At 38.9% G+C, this 19,474-nt stretch carries 20 protein-coding genes and 1 tRNA gene; 10 read left to right on the top strand and 11 right to left on the bottom strand.

Annotated features, from left to right (window positions below; genetic code table 11):
* The first annotated feature begins 38 nt into the window (after window positions 1–38).
* From QZT73_RS15395 to QZT73_RS15365, 7 genes are all read left to right on the top strand, one after another.
* A tRNA-Phe gene (locus QZT73_RS15395) sits at window positions 39–111 on the top strand.
* Window positions 112–317: 206 nt separating this feature from the next.
* Window positions 318–800: a sigma-70 family RNA polymerase sigma factor gene (locus QZT73_RS15390; RefSeq protein WP_291789092.1), complete on the top strand. Its 483-nt coding sequence runs from the start codon at window positions 318–320 to the stop codon at window positions 798–800.
* The gene (locus tag QZT73_RS15385; RefSeq protein ID WP_291789089.1) at window positions 797–1,225 is read left to right on the top strand and encodes a hypothetical protein; all 429 of its coding nucleotides are present in this window, start codon (window positions 797–799) and stop codon (window positions 1,223–1,225) included. Before QZT73_RS15390 ends, QZT73_RS15385 begins: the two co-directional genes overlap by 4 nt.
* A 3-nt stretch (window positions 1,226–1,228) precedes the next feature.
* On the top strand, window positions 1,229–1,753 hold the full coding sequence (locus tag QZT73_RS15380; protein WP_291789086.1) for a DUF4252 domain-containing protein: 525 nt from the start codon (window positions 1,229–1,231) through the stop codon (window positions 1,751–1,753).
* A 92-nt stretch (window positions 1,754–1,845) separates the two neighbouring features.
* Window positions 1,846–2,325, top strand: a complete 480-nt coding sequence (locus QZT73_RS15375; protein WP_291789083.1) for a DUF4252 domain-containing protein — start codon at window positions 1,846–1,848, stop codon at window positions 2,323–2,325.
* A 428-nt stretch (window positions 2,326–2,753) separates the two neighbouring features.
* Window positions 2,754–3,338: a hypothetical protein gene (locus QZT73_RS15370; RefSeq protein ID WP_291780184.1), complete on the top strand. Its 585-nt coding sequence runs from the start codon at window positions 2,754–2,756 to the stop codon at window positions 3,336–3,338.
* A 415-nt stretch (window positions 3,339–3,753) separates the two neighbouring features.
* Window positions 3,754–4,338: a hypothetical protein gene (locus QZT73_RS15365; RefSeq protein ID WP_291780181.1), complete on the top strand. Its 585-nt coding sequence runs from the start codon at window positions 3,754–3,756 to the stop codon at window positions 4,336–4,338.
* A gap of 114 nt (window positions 4,339–4,452) precedes the next feature.
* Here the strand turns inward: QZT73_RS15365 and QZT73_RS15360 are convergent, their stop codons facing one another.
* From QZT73_RS15360 to QZT73_RS15325, 8 genes are all read right to left on the bottom strand, one after another.
* On the bottom strand, window positions 4,453–5,586 hold the full coding sequence (locus QZT73_RS15360) for a pseudouridine synthase (RefSeq protein ID WP_291780178.1): 1,134 nt from the start codon (window positions 5,584–5,586) through the stop codon (window positions 4,453–4,455).
* A 112-nt stretch (window positions 5,587–5,698) separates the two neighbouring features.
* Complete coding sequence (gene murQ, locus QZT73_RS15355) at window positions 5,699–6,511, bottom strand: N-acetylmuramic acid 6-phosphate etherase (protein WP_291780175.1); 813 nt, start codon at window positions 6,509–6,511, stop codon at window positions 5,699–5,701.
* Window positions 6,508–7,350 carry an N-acetylglucosamine kinase gene (locus tag QZT73_RS15350; RefSeq protein WP_291780172.1) on the bottom strand — a complete coding sequence of 281 codons (843 nt, stop codon included), beginning with the start codon at window positions 7,348–7,350 and terminating at the stop codon, window positions 6,508–6,510. The genes murQ and QZT73_RS15350 overlap by 4 nt, the downstream gene beginning before the upstream one ends.
* A gap of 1 nt (window position 7,351) precedes the next feature.
* A complete protein-coding gene (locus tag QZT73_RS15345; protein ID WP_291780169.1) occupies window positions 7,352–7,582 on the bottom strand; it encodes a cytochrome b5 domain-containing protein in 231 nt (76 codons plus the stop codon).
* The gene (locus tag QZT73_RS15340; RefSeq protein ID WP_291780166.1) at window positions 7,583–8,734 is read right to left on the bottom strand and encodes a formimidoylglutamase; all 1,152 of its coding nucleotides are present in this window, start codon (window positions 8,732–8,734) and stop codon (window positions 7,583–7,585) included. It abuts the gene before it with no gap.
* A gap of 111 nt (window positions 8,735–8,845) precedes the next feature.
* Window positions 8,846–10,144, bottom strand: coding sequence for an NADH:ubiquinone reductase (Na(+)-transporting) subunit F (gene nqrF / locus QZT73_RS15335; protein ID WP_291780163.1), 1,299 nt, complete (start codon window positions 10,142–10,144; stop codon window positions 8,846–8,848).
* A gap of 138 nt (window positions 10,145–10,282) precedes the next feature.
* Window positions 10,283–11,125 (bottom strand): acetyl-CoA carboxylase, carboxyltransferase subunit beta, encoded by an 843-nt coding sequence (gene accD, locus QZT73_RS15330; protein ID WP_291780160.1) that lies wholly within the window; start codon window positions 11,123–11,125, stop codon window positions 10,283–10,285.
* A 238-nt stretch (window positions 11,126–11,363) separates the two neighbouring features.
* Window positions 11,364–12,338 carry a mechanosensitive ion channel domain-containing protein gene (locus QZT73_RS15325; protein WP_291789080.1) on the bottom strand — a complete coding sequence of 325 codons (975 nt, stop codon included), beginning with the start codon at window positions 12,336–12,338 and terminating at the stop codon, window positions 11,364–11,366.
* A 277-nt stretch (window positions 12,339–12,615) separates the two neighbouring features.
* Here QZT73_RS15325 and QZT73_RS15320 point away from each other — a divergent pair, with 277 nt between their 5' ends.
* A complete protein-coding gene (locus QZT73_RS15320; protein ID WP_291789077.1) occupies window positions 12,616–14,250 on the top strand; it encodes a carbon starvation protein A in 1,635 nt (544 codons plus the stop codon).
* A 64-nt stretch (window positions 14,251–14,314) separates the two neighbouring features.
* Here the strand turns inward: QZT73_RS15320 and QZT73_RS15315 are convergent, their stop codons facing one another.
* The 3 genes from QZT73_RS15315 to QZT73_RS15305 form a co-directional block, all read right to left on the bottom strand.
* Window positions 14,315–15,856 carry a phosphatase PAP2 family protein gene (locus QZT73_RS15315; RefSeq protein ID WP_291789074.1) on the bottom strand — a complete coding sequence of 514 codons (1,542 nt, stop codon included), beginning with the start codon at window positions 15,854–15,856 and terminating at the stop codon, window positions 14,315–14,317.
* Window positions 15,857–15,867: 11 nt separating this feature from the next.
* A complete protein-coding gene (locus tag QZT73_RS15310) occupies window positions 15,868–16,791 on the bottom strand; it encodes a transporter (protein WP_291789072.1) in 924 nt (307 codons plus the stop codon).
* Between the two features lie 106 nt (window positions 16,792–16,897).
* The gene (locus QZT73_RS15305; RefSeq protein ID WP_291780221.1) at window positions 16,898–17,443 is read right to left on the bottom strand and encodes a hypothetical protein; all 546 of its coding nucleotides are present in this window, start codon (window positions 17,441–17,443) and stop codon (window positions 16,898–16,900) included.
* Between the two features lie 461 nt (window positions 17,444–17,904).
* On the opposite strand from QZT73_RS15305, the gene QZT73_RS15300 reads away from it, so the two are divergent.
* Both QZT73_RS15300 and QZT73_RS15295 read left to right on the top strand, forming a co-directional pair.
* Window positions 17,905–18,090 carry a hypothetical protein gene (locus tag QZT73_RS15300; protein WP_291780224.1) on the top strand — a complete coding sequence of 62 codons (186 nt, stop codon included), beginning with the start codon at window positions 17,905–17,907 and terminating at the stop codon, window positions 18,088–18,090.
* A 36-nt stretch (window positions 18,091–18,126) separates the two neighbouring features.
* The gene (locus QZT73_RS15295) at window positions 18,127–19,236 is read left to right on the top strand and encodes an acyl-CoA desaturase (RefSeq protein WP_291789070.1); all 1,110 of its coding nucleotides are present in this window, start codon (window positions 18,127–18,129) and stop codon (window positions 19,234–19,236) included.
* Window positions 19,237–19,474 lie beyond the last annotated feature (238 nt).

Genomic DNA, 19,474 nt, shown 5'->3' with positions numbered 1-19,474 from the left:
AACATCAAATACCTACCTTTGCATCACTTTAACGGATTGGTGATGTAGCTCAGTTGGTAGAGCATCGGACTGAAAATCCGTGAGTCGGTGGTTCGAGTCCACTCATCACCACAAGCCCTGATAATATCAGGGCTTTTTTTATTTAAAGGCTGCTTTTTTAAGTTTATATTTCCCTTCATGGAATTGCTAAAATGCCTACGCAAAATAATAAATAGTAGGCATGCATACTATTTTTTTCGATAATTTAAAATCAGTCTAAAGTTTTTTTTTTACCAACTTGGTGTAACATTTAGATTGACCCTGCATCTTCTACTAGAATGAAGTCATTTTTTGAAACACATATTTGGCCATTAAGAAACAAGCTATACCGAATGGCTTTCCTTTGGGTGAAAGATAAGGAAGTGGCCAATGATGTTTTGCAGCAAGTGTTTGAAAAGGCATGGGTAAGACGAAATGACTTAGAGGAAATGGAGAATCCAAAAGGATGGATATTTCAAACCTTGAAAAATGAGAGTATGCAGTATTTCAGGAATTTAAAAAGGATGGAAGAATTAGCGGAACTAGAACTGGAGGATGAACCGAATCTTGAGACTGAGTCACAAGTAGAAAGAATGAAATTGGTATTCCGGTTTTTGGATAAGCTTCCTGAAAAGCAAAAGGAGGTTTTCCAATTGAGGGAAGTGGAGGGTTTGACTTATGAAGAAATTGCCGAGTACCTTGAAGTCAGTTTGGATCAGGTTAAAGTCAATCTGCATAGGGCAAGGAAAAATTTAAGAGAATATCTAATGACAAAAGAATGAAAGAACGACTTGAAGTGCTTTTGGACCGATATTGGGAGGGGGAAACAAGCCTAGAGGAGGAAAAGGAACTCAGGGACTTGCTCTCTATCATGGATGGTTATGAGACTGAAAAGGCTTTTTTCTTGGGTATCTCGGATTTTTCTGAATTACAGGAGGCTAATTTGGCAAATCCAGCCAAAGGCTATAAAAGATTCATTCCATTTTGGTCAGGTATAGCTGCAGGATTGCTGGTTTTTTTGGTTTCCGGTGTGAGTATTTACCTTCATCAGAAGAAATCAGCTGAAAAAGAAGCTTTTGAACAAGTAATCCAGGCTTTTTCATTGATTCAAGAAAACATGCAAAGGGGTACCGAAAATTTGCAGCTGCTGCAGGAATTCCAATACCTCAATACCCCTAATGAAATATTCGATATAGAAAATGAATAAGCTATGAATAAAACGATGATGCTCTTTACATTTCTTCTGATTTACTCAGGAGTACAGGCACAAGATGATGCTATAGTGAAGTTTTTTTCTAATTATATGGAAGATGACCGCTTTTCCAGGGTATATATCAGTCCCAAAATGATGCAGATGGCTGGAGGTTTTCTAAAATCTGGAGGAACTGTTTCAGACGATGAGGCCAAGGAGTTAGGAGAGTTAATTTCCAATGTTAGAGGTATTCGGATCCTTAATTCGGATGGGTTAGACGGATTGAGCTTATACAAAGAGGCTATGGATGTTCTGAATAAAAACAAATATGAAGACCTGATGGATGTAGCAGATAAAACCTCCAACACCAAATTCATGATCAGAGAAGAACAGGGTAGGATAAAGGAACTTTTGTTGATTTCCGGTTCCAAAGAGAGCTTTACATTACTGAGTATGCTGGGAGATTTCACTTACAAAGATTTAAATATCCTTGCCGACAAAACCAATATTCCTGGCATGGAGCAGTTTAAAAAGGAGAAATAAGGGAAGAGTTAAAAGACTCAAGACACAAATAGCAAGATTTAATTAGGGAAGAATTTTACACAATATTTTAAATAACGCCAAACATTATGAAAATGTACCTCATTTTATTATTTGCATCTCTGATGCTTCTAACTCAAAGGAGTTTTTCCCAAAGCAAAAGTGTGGAATCCCTTTATCAAAAGTATAAAGGTGATTCAGAATTTTTCCATCTTGATCTGGGAGGGAGTTTCATGAATTTTGCAAAAAGCTTTGATGTGAAATTGGATGAGGGGAAAGCCCAGAACTTGGCCAATTCAATGGAAAGGATGAAAATCTTTAAACTTTCATCCGGAAGTCAGTCAGCCAAATCAGAATTTCAAGTAATAAAAAAAGGATTGCAAAAAGAAAAGTATGACCTAATGATGGAAGCGAGCGACAAAGGTGGAGATTTTATGATTTATACCAAAGGCAGCAAACGCATTCAGGACGTAATTGTCTTGGTGAATGATAAATCCGGAGATTTAATTGTTCTGGAGTTGCAGGGTGATTTTGACAGCAAATTACTCTCAGAATTAGGCAATGAAATTAAGTAATCTGATAACTGATAAATGATGAAAAGCAGCTTTTGGCTGCTTTTTGGGTTTTTCAACAGTATGTTTTAAAAAATTTGTAATCGATTGCGTATTATTTTATTATCCATTGATTAAATAAATATGGAAAAAATTTTATTTTGTTGGTAAAGGTTTTTAGTCTTTTCAATTTTTTACGTTAACGATTCCGAAAAAATTTGATCGAATTATTTAATGTGTAATTATTTATTTATTTTGTTACTGTATTTATAATTAAAAGTGATAAAAATTAAAATATTTGTAATTTATTGAAATGTTGTGTATGTTTGCATTGTGATCAATAAATAATTGATCCGTCTCACCCCAAATAACCGGCTTTTGATTTTATTCGGGAGAATCCTGAAAAAGCCTAAACCAACATAATTTCTAAAACCTATTAATTATTTACTACTATGAAAGTATTATTCACAATGATGATCGCTTTTGGTGTTGCATTCAACACCATGGCAGCAGGAGACAGGCCTGCAGACGTACCGGTATCCTTAAGAAAAGTGGACCAGTCAAAAGTACAGTTGCTTTATGGTGCTGTTCCAGGGGGACAGATTACAGTGAAAATTTATGATGAAGCCAATTTCTTGGTCAAAACAGACAGAATCAATTCAAAGAATGCATTTGCCAAGTATTATGATTTCTCACAATTGAAGCCAGGTAGCTATACCATTCAAGTCGAAGAAGGCCTTAATAAAGTAGAAAAACTTGCTGTTAATTTCACTGCAGAAGTTTCAAATGCTCCATTGGTTTATTCAAAATTGGAGAAAGCGGATAACAATGCGTATAAATTACTGGTCAATTCCCTACTTCCTTCCAATTTGTCGGTATTGGTTTTTGAAAATGACAAATTGATCTATGAAGAAAAAGTCAATGGTGTAAATGGATTTCAAAAGCTGTACAAATTGAAGGGTATCAATCCAAGCTCTAAAGTAGAGTTCTTTGTCAAAACTGAGGATGGATTCTCTCAATTAATGGCAACAAAGTAATCCAGATATTTTAATTTTATATCAAAAAAAAGGCCGCGTTTTGCGGCTTTTTTTTTGAAAAATATGGTGCAGTACCAGTATTTTTTACCCTTAGTTTGAAATTTATGATTCCATTAAATAAATTTAATAGATCAGGAATAGTTGCAACTACTGACCAATGATTCTTTTTTCGTTCATTTGGTTAAATGGATAATTATTAGCATAAAGTTTAGTAATTTTATAAAAAACAGTATATAAATACAAAAAAATACCTATAAACAGATTAATAATTTTACATATACGCTTTTTTGAATAGGATATGAATTGTGAATTTTCTTGGTTAATTGGATTGGAATTCAATGTTGGGGATAGTGGGGAGGTAACATTTTTTCGTGTCTTCCGTGGAGAGTACTGAAAACCAATTATTTATTAAGCCATGAAAACATTATTAGCAATTGCCTTTGTATTGGCCATGACCAATGAGGGCAAAATCTCAGAAGAAAGAGCGGTGAATGCTCCTGTGTCCATCAAGTTGTTGGATGACAACAAAGCTTTGTTAAGATACAAGACAATCCCAGAGGGTTCGGTCTTGGTAAGGATCTTTGATGAAAACAATAAAATGGTCAAAAAACAATTTCTAAAAAAGGAATTGGCATTTGCCAAATATTATGACTTCTCCAATTTAGGGCCAGGAAACTACACGGTGGAGGTCAATGAAAAGAACCGGATCAGTGAGAGAATTCCGATTGTAATAGGTAACAAAGAAGAGAAGAACGAACAGTTCACTTCTAACCTTGAAAAGCTTCGCTGGAATTCTTACAAACTTTCTTTAGATCAGGAAAACCCAGTCGAATTTACTGTTAAGACTTTTCAAAATGGTATTTTGATTCACGAAGAGAAGATTGATCCAGTGACTTCTTTTGCGCGCAAGTATAAACTTATGGGTGTGGCCCCAAGTCACAATGTAGAATTTGTAGTAATGAGAAGCGATGGGAAGACTCAATGGTTGAGCAGCAAATAACCACAATGAATGCCAAATACCATATCTTTCAGCCTATTTATGGTAGGTATTTTGCCCCACCGTAGTAAAATAAGCGGTTGTCTCCAATTAAGGAGACAACCGCTTATTTTTTTATCAAAGAAAATATTTCAGTCTAATGACTTCTTTTTCTGTGAGGAATCTATAATTCCCTCTTGAAAGGTCTTTTTTATCTAGCCCAGCATACATGACACGATCCAAGGCGATTACTTCATAACCCAAATGGGCAAAAATCCTCCTTACAATTCTGTTCCTTCCCAAATGTATTTCAAGTCCTAAAATAGTCCTATCTTTTGAAAGCACTTGGATATCATCGACTTTAGCCAAACCATCCTCCAATTCAAGACCTTCTGAAATGAGTTTTTCATCTCCTAGTGTAATGGCCTTGTCCAGGGTTACCTGATAGATTTTTTTGATATTGTTGGAAGGATGGGAAATTTTAGCTGCCAGTTCTCCATCATTAGTAAATAGCAGTAAACCGGTTGTGTTTCTATCCAATCTCCCGACAGGAAAAACCCTTTCCTCGCATGCATTTGCGATCAGGTTCATTACCGTTTTCCTTTCCATTGGATCATCAGTGGTGGTAATGAAATCTTTCGGTTTATTGAGCAGCAGGTATACAGGCTTTTCAGGATTGATCAGTTTGTCTTTGTAACTCACCTTATCCCCTGGTTTGACTTTATAGCCCATTTCTGTAATTACCTGTCCATTGATTTTCACAAATCCTTTTTGAATCAAATTATCTGCTTCTCTTCTGGAACAAATACCTGAATTGGAGATGTATTTGTTTAGACGTATATCTTCAGTAGCATTTTTTTTACGGTGGTTTTCCTCCAGTTTTTCAAAGTTATAGTCTGGTCTTTCTTCTTTTCCTGAACTGGAATAAGGTTTTTTGAATTTTTTCTTGAAGGTTTTCTCCCTGGAAAGCTTATCAGCAGGAACCCACTCATGAATTGGCTTCTCGTCTTTTCCACGTCCCTTATATATTTTTTTGAAATCCCCCTCAGGTCTGGCCTCGGTACTTTCTCTTGATCTGTCCTCGCTTTTTCCTTTTCTTCCAGTGTAATTATCCTTGCTCCTATTTTCTTCAGGCCCTTTTCTAAACTTTGACCGTTTGTCTTCGCCCTTGTCAAAAAAATCTTTTTTGGGTTGAAATTTCCCATCTGATCTTTTCCGATCTGATTTGCCTTCGCTTCTTTGCTCAGACCTTCTGTTATTGTCTTTTCTCATAGTGGTGCAGCATCTCTGCTGGATTAATTTTAGCCTTCCTATCAAAGATCCAAATCATTGAAATTAAAAGGGATGCAAAGATAGAGAAAGAATTTTGTAAATCTTTGGGGGACTAGCTTTTATTGTAATGGGCTTCAACTGCGGCTCTTACTGTGCCATGTAGCAGCAACATTTCCCTGGCTTCATTTTCACCCAGTCCTGTGGATTCCATGATCATCCGCATTCCTCTATTGACTAATTTTTTATTAGAAAGCTGCATATCTACCATTTTATTGCCTTTTACCCGTCCAAGCTTGATCATGGTGGTGGTAGAAATCATGTTTAATACCAGCTTTTGGGCAGTTCCGGCTTTCATCCTCGTGCTGCCGGTGACAAATTCAGGTCCAACAACTACCTGAATGGGATATTCTACCTCAGCTGCCAAAGGGGTATTTAAATTACAGGTAACACAACCAGTCAATAAACCCTTTCCACGGGCAGATTTCACACCTCCAATAACATATGGGGTAGTGCCTGAAGCCGCAATTCCGATAACGGTATCATACGCATTAAAACCAAATTCCTGAATGTCCTTCCATGCTTGCTCTGGGTCATCTTCCGCATTTTCCACTGCCTTGCGAATGGCATAGTCTCCACCGGCAATTATCCCAACCACCCAATCAAATGGGACACCATAAGTTGGAGGACATTCGGAGGCATCTAAAATTCCCAGTCTACCACTAGTGCCTGCACCGATATAAAATAGCCGGCCTCCTTTTTTCATTCTCGGCACTATTTGGGTTACAAGATCAGCAATTTGAACAAGTTGGCCCGACACTGCCTCGGCCACTTTTTTATCCTCCTTGTTGATGTTTGCCAGAAGAGATGGTATATCCATCTGTTCCAGATTTTCATATAAAGAACTACTTTCTGTTGTATTACTCATAACATGTGCTGATGGTAAAGTGTTAGTCCCGCAATAGGGCTCTCTATAATCAAGTTGACCTGTATATCTGCATCGTAAGCTGCATTCCGCAGAATATCAGAATTGTAGAAAGCGATGGAGCCTACAAAGTTCACTTTTTTCTCCTTATAGTCCTTGTATTTCATGACATGCTTTTTAAAAAAATCCTGAAATGCATTATAGTAGAGCATATAACAATAAGGGTCATTTTTGTTTTCCGTAATGAAACGGCAAAAACTCGCCATATACCTTCCTGGAAAGGGTTTTTGGTATACATGCTCTATGATTTCCTGGGTGGTCAAATTGAATTTATCCAATACTTTTTCCCTGATTTTTTTTGGCATTTCCTCATGAATAAAGTCTGCCAGAAACTTACGTCCGATGTAAGCCCCACCTCCTTCATCTCCGAGAATATATCCTGGAGCAGGTCTTTTATCTACAATAATATCCCCATCATAATCACAGCTATTGGATCCTGTGCCCAAGATGCAGGCTATACCGGACTCATGCCCACAAGTAGCCCTTGCAGCAGCCATCAAGTCATGGTCCACGTTGATTTCGGCATGTTTATAAAGACTCCGAAGGGCACCCTCTACTTGTGAACGGTTCTTAGTGGAGGTACATCCTGCCCCATAATAGTATATGGTTTCCACTTTATCCCTCATTTTCAAGAGGAAGTCATCTTGAAGGTCAGTTACCATCCCCGCAGCGGTTTGGTAGTTTGGATTAAATCCAATTCCCCGATGTTGTCCAATTTCACCTTTTTCATTTATTACACGCCAGTCAGTCTTGCTGGCACCACTGTCCGCAATCAATATCATCTTATTTCTCTAATTTGCCCACTGCTTCAAATTTCAAAAAAACATTGGCTGTATGTGGAGCTTCCTGCAGCTCATTTGTTAGGTCTTGTCCTGCCCAATGTTCATAATGTTTCCCATTTTTCCAAAGTCGGGAAAGGCTAACATCGTAAATTATGCCCTGATAGGCTACCCAGACTTCGGGTTTATCCTGTCCATTACGTAGGGCGAGTTGCTGCCTGCTGTAGGTTTTCATCTACATCATTTTTAGCTGCGCATTGACCCACCTTTCTGGTATTTCCCCGGATTGGGCCATCTGATAATCTTGGTAACTACAAGGGATGATGCTTGACCTATCGTACTTTTTGTTGTCATGCTGTGGTATCTCCATCCACCATTTATCGCTTCTTTTACTCTTGTAAAAGACCAAAATGGAAGGCTTCGCATCCAAAGAAACCGTATATTTGATATAATCAGTTCCCTTAAATGATAAACTGTCTTTCCTGTCATAAAAACCTTCAATGAAATACCATATCATGGTTGCAATGACAGCCGCAGTTTTGTTTCTGTTATCGTCGAAGTAAGGTTGGTAGCCATAAATACCAATGGATGATAGCTTTTCGTTCAATCCTGCAAATCTGCATATTTGGCAGGCCTCCTCTCCTGAAAGCCCAAAAGGCTGTGCCTCCACGGCACCTGGAGCATCTTGGGAGCTAACTGCAGCCATATCAAAGCTCAGCAAGTCTGCATTTCTTATGATGGGCTCTATCTCTTTCAGATTGTGCTTTATGCTGCCCAACCTAATATGCTCAAAGTACAGCTTTTCCAATACATTGATAAGATCCTGATCTACAAGAAAACTCTGATAGGCTAAATGAGCATAATTGAATAAGAAATTCGGTTGGTGAAGTATAATGTCCTGTGCATGTACTTCCTGGTACTCTCCCTCGTCCTCCATATCCAGTTTGGCATCTACCGTAACCATAGATACCAGCTTTTCTAATCCTTCATAAGAAAGGTACTGTCCAAAATCAAGGTCATGTGTGCCTCCAAAAAAAATAGGGAGTATCTGCTTCCGCATTAAAAATTCACCTACAGCTTGAATGTACTTAATAGACTCCTCCCTACTTTCTCCCAATTTTAAATCTCCTAGGTCCACAACCTTGTATAAGCCATGGCCTTTCTTAAGATGGTAAAGCTTTTCTCTGATTTCCATCGATGCCCTGTCGATACTTTCATTTTTTTTTGCCCCTCTTTTTTCGCGAAGGCCTATAAGGGCGAGCTGTACCCCTTTGAGGTCAGGGAAAGTTTCTCCATAATAATGGATGTAATTGAAAAAACTGTTGTGGGCGTATTTCTGCTCACACAAAAATTCTGGAACAGGATCAAAGAAGGTTTTGAGATTCATAAATTCAATTTAAGCTATTCTCAAAATTAAAACAAAATCATTTGATCCAGCAAAAAATCTCTTTTTTCAAATAGCATAAAAAAAGTCCCGCAATTGCGGGACTTTTTTAGATCAACCACCGAAGTCGTCAAATCTTATATTTTCCTGCGGAATCCCCATGTCATCCAAAAGCTTCAACACAGCTGCGTTCATCAATGGAGGGCCACATAGATAATATTCTACCTCATCTGGCTCGGGATGGTTTTTCAAGTAGTTGTCATACAATACTTGGTGGATGAAACCAATATAACCATCACCTTTTTCATCTTCTAAGGAAGCCTTTATCTTCCAATTGTCTTCTGGTAGTGGTTCAGAAAGACCGATATGGAATTTAAAATTAGGGAAATCTTTTTCTATATCTCTGAAATGAGGAATATAGAATAGTTCTTTTTTAGACCTGCCGCCATACCAGTAGGAAACTTTTCTGTCTGTTTTTTCTGTATGGAACAAGTGGAATATATGAGACCTTAAAGGCGCCATTCCTGCACCACCACCTATGTAGATCATTTCTCTTTGAGTCGGGTTGATATGGAATTCACCATAAGGCCCGGAAATCATCACCTTATCTCCCGGTTTTCTGGTAAAAATATAGGAGGAACATACTCCAGGATTCACATCCATCCATTTGTTATTTGCTCTGTCCCATGGAGGCGTGGCAATTCTGATGGTCAACATGATAATATCACCTTCAGCCGGATGGTTGGCCATGGAGTAAGCCCTGAAAAGCTCCTCATCATTTTTCATTACCAAATCCCACATTTGAAATTTGTCCCACTCCCCTTTGTAGACATCAGCCGGGTGACCCAATTCTGGATGTGGGGTAATTTCCATATCTTTGAAATTACAGGTAATCGGCGGAACATCTATTTGGATATAGCCTCCTGGCTCAAAGTTCAAAGTTTCTCCCTGAGGTAACTTTACTTTAAATTCCTTGATAAAAGTAGAAACGTTGTAATTGGAAACAACTTCACATTCCCACTTCTTAATTCCGAAGATTTCTTCCGGAATTCTTATTTCCATGTCCTGCTTAACTTTAACCTGACAGGTTAACCTAACTTTTCCTTGCTTCTCTGCTCTAGATAGGTGTCCTTCTTCAGTAGGAAGCACCTCTCCACCACCTTCTTCAATTACACATTTACACATGGCACATGTGCCACCTCCACCACAAGCAGAAGGAAGAAATATTTTATTATTCCCCAAAGTACTCAATAAAGTAGAACCCGCTGATGTCACAATGGTCTTTTCCCCATTGATTACTATTTTGACATCACCGGAAGCAACCAGTTTGGACTGGGCGAACAATAGAATAAAAACCAGTAGCAAAATTATTATCGTAAATGCTACTATCGAAGTAATAATTACTGAACCCATTTATATTGAATTTTACTTTAAATTTTCACTTTAATTGCCTGTTTTAGGCCTACAAATATATTTATAATTCAAATAAATTGGCTAAAAAACGCTTTTATTTTAACCAATATGATCCTCTTCCTATAACGGGAATCTTTCCTAATTGTTGAGTAATTTTAGGAGTGTAGTCAATCTGTTTTTCAACTGCCTCCTATCGATGATGAAATCCAAGAAACCGTGTTCCAGCACAAACTCTGAGCTTTGAAACCCTTTTGGTAAATCCTTGCCTATTGTTTCTCTGATTACTCTAGGGCCTGCAAACCCGATCAATGCCCCGGGCTCAGCAATGTTAAAATCACCTAGCATTGCATACGAAGCTGTTACCCCTCCGGTTGTAGGATCAGTGAGTAAAGAAATATAGGGTATGCCAGCTTTATCCAAGAGAGCTAATTTTGCAGAGGTTTTGGCCATTTGCATTAGGCTGAAACCTGCCTCCATCATTCTGGCTCCACCAGATTTGGAAATCATCAAAAAAGGAATTTTGTGCTTAAGAGAATGATCAATGGCTCTTGCAATCTTTTCACCTACCACAGAACCCATAGATCCTCCAATAAAACTAAAGTCCATACAGGCTACCACCAATTCAAAACCGTTCATTTTTCCAACAGCAGTCCTCACTGCATCATTGAGTTCGGCTTTATTTATAGTCTGTTCGATCCTTGTGGTGTATGGTTTTGAATCGACAAATTTCAAAGGATCACCGGATACCATTTTGGTATCCAACTCTTTAAATTCGTTGTTGTCAAAAAGAATTTCGAAATATTCCTTAGATCCAATTTTGACATGATAATCATCGTCCGGGCATACATAAGAGTTGTTTTTCAATTCCCTGGTGTGGATGATGTTGCCTTTGGGTGTTTTGAACCACAAACCGTCCGGAGCATCCTTTTTTTCCTCTGTAGAGGTCTTTATTCCTTTATCAGTCCTTTTAAACCAAGCCATATTTTATTTTTTTAGGTGCTGAAATTTCCACTTCAGCGACTACAAATTTAAAGGTATTATCGATTAAATAAAATCTGACCTTTTCTATTCTGGTTAATTCTGGTAAATAGGAAAATTGCTTCGAACTGTTTGGTGCGGCAATTTGGTATGTGCCTACAACGTCAAAGCATTTCTATATTTTTTGAGAATAAGCCTTCTAATCATTTGTTGTACAATGAACTGCCGGAGGAAAAAATAATTAAACCTGGTTTTCTTCTTTGGTCATCAAAACCCTGGTTTTAGGAAGTGATTCAGGATATTTTTGTTGGATATATTCTAACATTTTTTCTCTGATATAACACCTCAGGTCAAAGGCAGTGGGGCTGTCCTTAGCACTCATGAGACAGCGCAGTTCCACGGTTTTCTCTTTGATATCGGTAACTTGCAAGACCTGTACTTTTCCGTCCCAAAGTGGAGTGCTTTCCAGTAATGCTTTTAATTTTTCTTTTAAATTATTGACAGGAATGGTATGGTCCACATAAAGAAATACAGTCCCCCAGATATCAGCGGTGGTTCTGGTCCAATTCTGGAAAGGTTTTTCCAAAAAATAATTGATCGGAAGAACCAGCCGCCGCTGATCCCAAATCCGGACAACTACATAGGTAAGGTTTATCTCTTCAATCTTGCCCCATTCGTTTTCAACCACCACGACATCATCTATTCTAATAGGTTGTGTGAATGCGATCTGAAAACCAGCCAGTAAATTGGCGATGGATTTTTGGGCTGCAAAACCCACAATAATACCCAATATCCCCGCTGAAGTCAATAATCCTGTTCCCAGTTTTCTTGCACTCTCAAAATTCATCAAAATGGCAGATGCAGCGATAACCACTAGAATGATCATGATTATTTTTCTGATAAAGGCAACTTGGGTGATCAATCTCCTTTCTCTAAGGTTATCCTCCTTTTCATAAGGATAATTTTCTAGAAAAGCATACCTCAGTACATTGGTAAATTCAAATAAAATCCAAGTGAGGTTTATAATCGAAAGTATGATAAAGAATTTATGGGAACTCAAAAGTTCCAGGTCTTCCGGAGAGAATAGCGGTTCAATCAATGGGAAAAATACAAAAAACAGCCCCCACTTCAATGAATTCGAAAATCTGGATAATGCTTTTCTGGCTTTCTCTTTCTGAGGTTTGTACAGCAGCTTTGCCAGTGGTTTAAAAAACATATAAAGGATCAGGTGACTGAATACCAGTAGTCCAAGAGTGGATAGGATAAATATTGTAGTTTCGTTTAACAATAGTCAGAGATTAAGATTAGCATGGTATAATGGATGTTCAACGTTATTCTCACAAATGGCAAACCATTCATTTTGAGGCCAGGTTTTCCAAGGAATTATGTTGACTGTTATTTCGTGAAAAAACAAAATTCTAATTATATTTCTAATCTCTTTAGACAAGAGAAGTGAATTGAATGATTCTCAAAATAAAACTTATAACCCAAACATGCAACTCATCTTTCTCTTTCTTTTTTCTGCGGCAATCTTGATCGGGGCTTATTTTATATATGGGAAATATGTTTTTAAAAAATTCAAAATAAACAATGACAACATCACCCCTTCCCATAGATTAAGTGATGGGATTGATTACGTTCCCAGTAAACCAATAGTTGTTTTGGGGCACCATTTTGCTTCCATTGCTGGTGCAGGACCAATAGTCGGGCCGATAATAGCTGTTACATTTGGATGGATTCCTGCAGTGATTTGGATCTTAATAGGAGGTATTTTTTTTGGTGCGGTGCATGATTTGGGAAGCATGGTTGTTTCCTTAAGAAATGACGGGAAGTCAATAGGGGTAATCATACAGAAAAATATTGGAAAAAAGGGAAAACAGCTTTTTATCATTTTCAGTTTTTCCACCCTGATTCTGGTCATAGGTGTTTTTGCCGATATTATTGCCAAGACCTTTGTCAATAATCCTGGAGTAGCCTCAGCTTCCATATTATTCATTGTGCTGGCGGTAGCATTCGGTATCATCAATAGATTTATCGGAAGTAGCAAAACAGCATTTGTTGTCATATCCGTATTAGGAATATTCTTAATGTATTATTTTGTGTATTTGGGCATGCAGCTTCCCTTCGTTTTAGATTACCAAATATGGATTTATATCTTGCTTGGGTATGCCTTTATAGCTTCGGTAACTCCTGTTTCCATGCTGTTGCAGCCCAGGGATTATTTGAATAGTTTCTTATTATACGGACTTATTATCGCGGCAGTGGTGGGTGTGTTCATTGCCAATCCCGAGATCAAGATGGATAATGATATCCACATTGCAGCAGATAATTTAGGTTATTTGTTTCCTGTTTTGTTTGTGACTATTGCCTGTGGGGCGATTAGTGGATTCCATTCTTTGGTGGCCTCAGGTACGACTTCTAAGCAATTGGACAGAGAGGGTGATGCCAAGCTGGTAGGTTTTGGAGGGATGTTGATAGAGTCCTTTTTGGCCATTATATCCGTTGGGGCAGTAGTTGTACTGAGTCGTGGGGAATATCTGGGAAGATTAGGAGAAGAGGGCCCAGTTCCTCTTTTTGCCAGTGGCTTGGGAAGTATGATTTCATCCATGGGAATTTCCGAGCAGTTTGCCGTGGGGTTTGTGGCTTTGACTGTTTCGGCATTTGCCCTTACCACTTTGGATACCTGCACCCGATTGGCGAGGTTTACCCTTCAGGAATATTTTGAGGATATTAAAAGTCCCATAGGAAAGAAGGTTTCCCAAAACAGGTACATTTCCACTTCGGTAGTGGTAATTTTATCCATCATGCTATTGGCTTCAGGAGGCTTTACTATTTTATGGCCTATTTTTGGTTCGGCCAACCAGCTTCTAGCTGCTTTGGCTTTACTGGCTATAGCAGTATGGCTGATCAGAAAGAAAATCAATGCCACCTTTGTTACCATTCCCATGTTTTTCATGTTCACGGTTACTTTGACTTCATTAGGACTTTTTGCTTGGAAAAATTTTCAAGCAGAGGTGTATGTCCTATCGGTAATTGCGGCACTGCTCTTTGTACTTTCTATTTCTCTTATTGTTTTGGCTTCAAAAAGCCTGAAAAAGGAGATAGAAGAACCTGTAAAAATCTCTTAAGAAAACATCCCCAGCACAACTCATGCCGGGGATGTATCAGCAACAACAAACCGTATGTGTTTTTTTACATGGCACGATCCATTTTGGCCTTGTTTACCGCATAAGTGCCCACGAGTTTCCCTTGTTTTGTTCCCTCTGTTGCGTCAAATCTGTAATGGATGCCTCCATAAATCCGGGATACGGCCGCCTCTTCTGCCCAAACCTCAAATTGATTGGCATCTTCTGGGAAAAAGTAAGACAAGACCTCAGCTGCTGAAGCTGAGAAGGTGCTATGTCCTGAGGTATAGGCAGGAAAATTAGGGGTGCCTAATATGGTTTTAAAACCGGGGACACTTTCTACCGGCCTGGGATAGTGGTAATAGTATTTGGTATCCCAGCATGCGACTCCCGCATCCATGATGGCGGTATTCATATATGCAAATACCTGTGCGGCCCTTAATGGATTCAGCTTATTTTTCACAATGGAAATTTTCGCAAACTTGTTCCAATGACCCGGAGGGGTATAGGAACCCAAGCCATCTTCCCACCAATTGGCAACTCTTCGTTGTGCCACTGTCATGTTTGAGGCATACCTTTTTAGTTCTTGTACATCAGCCTGGAACTGGGCCGAGCCAATGGCTGGGGGAGGAGGTGAGCGAACCTCTTCTACTGAAGGTACATGCCACATCCTTACGTTTCCAAAAAGAGGAGTCAGTCCTACAGGTCTCTTAGGGGTTTCTGTATTTTCCCATTTCCAACCGAATCTTTCAAAAGCAGCATTGGCGATAGAATCGGAAACAGCTTTGGATGTTTGGGCTTGAGCCATTCCATCGGTAGATGCCCGTTGTTTCGCTAAGGAGACGATTTCCTCTGCAATGGAAATTCCTGCTTCAATATCGCTTGGGACATTTTGACCGGAGTGTAGCAAGCTTTTGAGATGCTCTTGGTATTTTTCTTCCAAAAAAGCAGCCTCCAATGGAAACATCAATGTTAGTATTTCTTTTGAAGCCTTAGCAATGGCCGCCCCATGGGAAGGATAAGCAGGCAGTTGGTTTTGGGGATAAGCAGATTGGATAGCATTATCCACCCGATAGGGTGCTTCCCTATTGTGTTGGAATTTATAATGCCAGGTGACTATCAAGGCATCAAACTGTGCCACACTCAAGTAGGCCAACATCCTACTGGTGTAGGGCGGATGAGCAAATGGAAATGGTGGAGGCCCCAAAGGATTGGCAGGATTAGGCAATGTGTAGGTGCCGTCTGCATTTGGGCCAGGAATAAGGTTGTATTTTGCCGCCATTTCCAAAGCAATTTCATTCCACCTGATTACCGGATTATTGCTCCAATACCGAACCGCTTGTCGGTCAGCTGCAGATATTTTGGAAATGGATTCCTTTACTGAAGCCAACTCAGCTTGATAAGCAGCAGAATTGGTGGCTTCAGGGGAGGCAATGTTGATATTTCCTAGGTTACTGACCAAGATGGTTTGCCAACTGCCTCCATCCTCATCCAGATTGTTAAAGGTATAATCTTCAAACTCGTAGAAGTTTGGGGTGTCTTCCAAGCAGGAACTTAATAGCCAAAGGAGTAATACAAGTCCCCAAGTAGAATTGGTATATTTTTTCATGGTAGTTGCGGTTAATAAACTTTAAACTGATAAGTGATACCCAGTCCGAAAGTGGTGGCTTTGCCCATATTTCGCCCACTTATGGTTTGGTTGAAATAGGCCAATGCCCCCAAGCCCCGGTCTGCTTTGATGTAGTATTGCGTCCATACACCAATTTGGCTGACTTCCATTTTATTGGTTGGTTGTGGTCTGTTATAAGCCCGGATGTCATCACCCGTTAGACAATTGAGACTCATGTAAGTGGCCTCGAGCCTTAGCCTGTTTTCAAATGCCCAATACCCAATGGCGCCATGGATATTGAGAGCGCTTGGAACGTTCATAAAAGAGGAGTACACACTTCCATCCTGGTAATAATAGTTCCGTTCGATTTCAGTTTGTCCTCGCCATAAATACGCAGCAGCAATCCGGAACACGAGTCCATTATCCATTTTGTATCCTCCGATTCCCCTCAGTCCTATTTCAGGCGCACCAGCCCCAATGCTAAAAGGCATATAGTCTGAAAGGTAGTTGCCCACAGGCGTGCTAAAGTGTGTATTGGTCAGGAAAAGAATCCTTCCGGAACCTACACGATGTTGAAGCCAATCCACTTTCATGGAAATACTTAAATCCTGTAGACCGGATTGGCCTACCTGTGTGCCTCCCGATGCTTCGGTGCTGATGTGAGGTAAACTGGCGATGAGGTTGATTTTTTTGGTCAGTCCTATGGCCAGCATAGGCATAAACATTTGTCTGGTAAAAGTCCCGATGTTGGCATTCTCCCGTAGGTAAGCGCCTTCCCAGTATTGGTTCCAAGAACTGTGTTCATACATTCCGGCAAAACATATTTCACCCTTTGGCATCATGATTTCATCAAAAGGTAATTGCCCTTTAGCAATGGGTACATAGGACATATAAACCATGGTCAACATGGCTATCGTCCAATAAAACTTTTTCATTGAATTTTCAGGTTTGATAATAATAAGAAGTCAAGTCTTGCCCTGAAAAGACTAAAGTGTTTTTGTCCAATTCAAAATTTCATTAGAATTGTAAACACAGGGCAGCTTAGGCTACCTGAGGAGGGGGAGTGGTAATGTCTGGATATTGATTCTTAAAAGCTGAAAAAATAAACCCTATCATTTGTTTTTCTTCGCTTACCGGATGGTTAAAGCAGATGTCATTTTTCGGTTGTGTATAGTCTTTGACAAATATTTTTGATAAAATGGAATTGTTGCCGGAATCAGGCAATTCATCTTGCACCAGGGCACTGATCCAATGTTTGATGGTCAGGTCAAGGTTTCTTTTGGCGGTATCGGGAACATAGACTACCTGTAAAGTGTCCTTGACATACCGCTGCTTGATAGCCCGGTAATGCTGTCCATTTTTTTCAAATCGGGTATTGGTCGTCCTGAATTCTTCCTCGTCGGCCATATAAGGAATGCTCATGGGGATTTCAAGCATCCTTTCCTCCCAGCCCTCTTTTTGCTCGGAATAAATTTTTTCTACCCAGTTTTTTTCAATTTGGATATGAAATGAAAAGTAGGCCACATAATACCCAAAGTGGTATAATGCAAAGCAAGATAGAAGCAATATGGCACTGAGTTTTCTCAAAATCCAGAATTTATTTCTTCCAATTTAGGTAATTTTTTTAAAAGTTTATAAACCCAAAAGCGCATTTAAAACGCTTGATGATGACACAAATGGAACTTATGGGTTTTTATTTAGAAATTTCCACCGAAAAGATTCTCAATATTATTGTTGAGGATTGAATTAAGATCGGAATTACGGTGTTATTATTGTATATTGAGAAATCCGTAAAATTCACCAAGTGCTTTAATTTTAATTCGATCGGTTCAGGAAAACCACCATTCTTTTTTTCAATCATTATCCAGGATGAAAAATTCTGATCATACCCATAAAATATTTGGGTGAGCAATTAAGGTATTTTAATCAAGCAAGATCAATTCCTGTATGCTTTAACCAACAGGAAAAACATGGATGAGGTATGCAGCGAGCGAAAGGGTTAAGGGATCTGTTCAAACAAAACCTCATTAAAACATAAAAACAAGAAAATGAATATAGTTAGAAGTTGGAGAGAGCAAAAAGTAATGTTGAAGTGGAGGTTCCCTTTTCTGAATGATACAGATTTTGTATTTGATGAAGGAGAAAGGGAAACGATGCTTCAAAAGCTTTCTAAAAAACTAAACCTAAGCAGACAGGATATGGAAAGTCTTCTGGCAGAGATACAATTGTATTAGACCGGTTTTCTGGAAGATTCATTTAAAATTCATGCAATGAACAGAAACATAAAATTTGAGGATGCGGGAAGCTCGATTTTCCTTGAAACTGTAAGAGAGCGAACAAAGAACTACTTTGATGCAAATAAAATTTCAACCAAGGCAGACTGGCGTATGGTTGCGAAAACTATTGGTCTTTTGCTCCTATGGGGACTTTTATATTGGAGTTTTTTGTTTGCCAATGTACCACTGTTCCTTAAATTTATAATTGCAGCAGGATTGGGTATCACCATGGGATTGATTGGCTTCAATATCTGTCATGATGCGCTTCATGGAGCTTATGCCAAATCCCCTTGGAAAAACAAAGCCCTCGGATGGTTATTCAACGCCATTGGTGCCAATGTATATGTCTGGAAAATGACCCACAACCGCATTCACCATACATTTACCAATATCGTCGGACATGATGCAGACCTGGAAGTTGCACCGGGAATCATAAGAATCCATGAAGACGAGCCAAAAAAATGGATACACAGGTACCAGCATGTTTATGCGTTTTTCCTTTATTCATTATCTTCTATTTCATGGTTTTTCAAAAAGGACTACATGAAATTTTTTGATAAATCACTTCGGGTAAACGGGAAAAAGCCACCCAGAATAGAATATTTTAATCTTTTTTTCTTCAAGCTGGTTTATTATGCGTTTTTTTTGATTATTCCTTTGCTGGTCATGGAAGTAGCATGGTGGCAGGTATTATTACTGCTTTTGGTTATGCACCTGGCCGAAGGGACACTTATTGGCAATGTTTTTCAATTGGCCCATTTGGTAGAAGAGACAAATATGCCAAATCCCAAGCAGAATGCCGAAATTCATGATTCATGGGCAATCCATCAGATGCGGACTACGGCTAATTTTGCCAGAGGCAATCCTCTAGCAGGATTTTTATTTGGAGGGTTAAATTACCAAATTGAACACCATTTATTCCCAAATGTTTGCCATGTGCATTACCCAGACATTTCTGTCATTGTTAAAGCTACAGCAGAAGAATTTGATGTACCTTACCTGGAAAACGAAACTTTTTCTTCAGCACTGAAATCCCATTCCAATTTTCTCCAAAAAATGGGAAGGCCAAAGAAAACAGAAGAACTTTTATCAGCGAAAGTGTAAAATTCATTTTGAAGATAATATGGTCTGATTAATCTTAGAAAAACATTCGTTCAATTATTTTCTAAGAATTTCAGTATGCTCCGGAAAGGGCTTTATAAAAATTTCAAGAGATAACAGGTGCTTAATGCAAAAAGAGTCAATGCACCATAAATTTTAATAACCTTGCTCCGGTTCATTCGATCCAAAAACCAAAGTACCGTAACCGGCTTGTACAATCCTGCCAACTACGAAACCAAAC

Origin of the sequence: Cecembia sp., from assembly GCF_007126775.1 — a bacterium.
GTDB lineage: Bacteria > Bacteroidota > Bacteroidia > Cytophagales > Cyclobacteriaceae > Cecembia.
The sequence above is the reverse complement of the archived record's forward strand: the minus strand, read 5'-3'. Positions and strand labels throughout refer to the sequence as shown.

Bases quoted from the DNA above. Each gene is read 5' to 3' on its own strand.
- QZT73_RS15370 (WP_291780184.1), top strand. From the start codon at position 2,754: ATGAAAGTATTATTCACAATGATGATCGCTTTTGGTGTTGCATTCAAC.
- QZT73_RS15380 (WP_291789086.1), top strand. From the start codon at position 1,229: ATGAATAAAACGATGATGCTCTTTACATTTCTTCTGATTTACTCAGGA.
- QZT73_RS15385 (WP_291789089.1), top strand. From the start codon at position 797: ATGAAAGAACGACTTGAAGTGCTTTTGGACCGATATTGGGAGGGGGAA.
- QZT73_RS15375 (WP_291789083.1), top strand. From the start codon at position 1,846: ATGTACCTCATTTTATTATTTGCATCTCTGATGCTTCTAACTCAAAGG.
- accD (WP_291780160.1), bottom strand. From the start codon at position 11,125: ATGGCTTGGTTTAAAAGGACTGATAAAGGAATAAAGACCTCTACAGAG.
- QZT73_RS15320 (WP_291789077.1), top strand. From the start codon at position 12,616: ATGCAACTCATCTTTCTCTTTCTTTTTTCTGCGGCAATCTTGATCGGG.
- QZT73_RS15345 (WP_291780169.1), bottom strand. From the start codon at position 7,582: ATGAAAACCTACAGCAGGCAGCAACTCGCCCTACGTAATGGACAGGAT.
- QZT73_RS15360 (WP_291780178.1), bottom strand. From the start codon at position 5,586: ATGAGAAAAGACAATAACAGAAGGTCTGAGCAAAGAAGCGAAGGCAAA.
- QZT73_RS15325 (WP_291789080.1), bottom strand. From the start codon at position 12,338: ATGTTTTTTAAACCACTGGCAAAGCTGCTGTACAAACCTCAGAAAGAG.
- QZT73_RS15315 (WP_291789074.1), bottom strand. From the start codon at position 15,856: ATGAAAAAATATACCAATTCTACTTGGGGACTTGTATTACTCCTTTGG.
- QZT73_RS15300 (WP_291780224.1), top strand. From the start codon at position 17,905: ATGAATATAGTTAGAAGTTGGAGAGAGCAAAAAGTAATGTTGAAGTGG.
- QZT73_RS15365 (WP_291780181.1), top strand. From the start codon at position 3,754: ATGAAAACATTATTAGCAATTGCCTTTGTATTGGCCATGACCAATGAG.
- QZT73_RS15340 (WP_291780166.1), bottom strand. From the start codon at position 8,734: ATGAATCTCAAAACCTTCTTTGATCCTGTTCCAGAATTTTTGTGTGAG.
- QZT73_RS15295 (WP_291789070.1), top strand. From the start codon at position 18,127: ATGAACAGAAACATAAAATTTGAGGATGCGGGAAGCTCGATTTTCCTT.
- QZT73_RS15390 (WP_291789092.1), top strand. From the start codon at position 318: ATGAAGTCATTTTTTGAAACACATATTTGGCCATTAAGAAACAAGCTA.
- nqrF (WP_291780163.1), bottom strand. From the start codon at position 10,144: ATGGGTTCAGTAATTATTACTTCGATAGTAGCATTTACGATAATAATT.
- murQ (WP_291780175.1), bottom strand. From the start codon at position 6,511: ATGAGTAATACAACAGAAAGTAGTTCTTTATATGAAAATCTGGAACAG.
- QZT73_RS15310 (WP_291789072.1), bottom strand. From the start codon at position 16,791: ATGAAAAAGTTTTATTGGACGATAGCCATGTTGACCATGGTTTATATG.
- QZT73_RS15350 (WP_291780172.1), bottom strand. From the start codon at position 7,350: ATGATATTGATTGCGGACAGTGGTGCCAGCAAGACTGACTGGCGTGTA.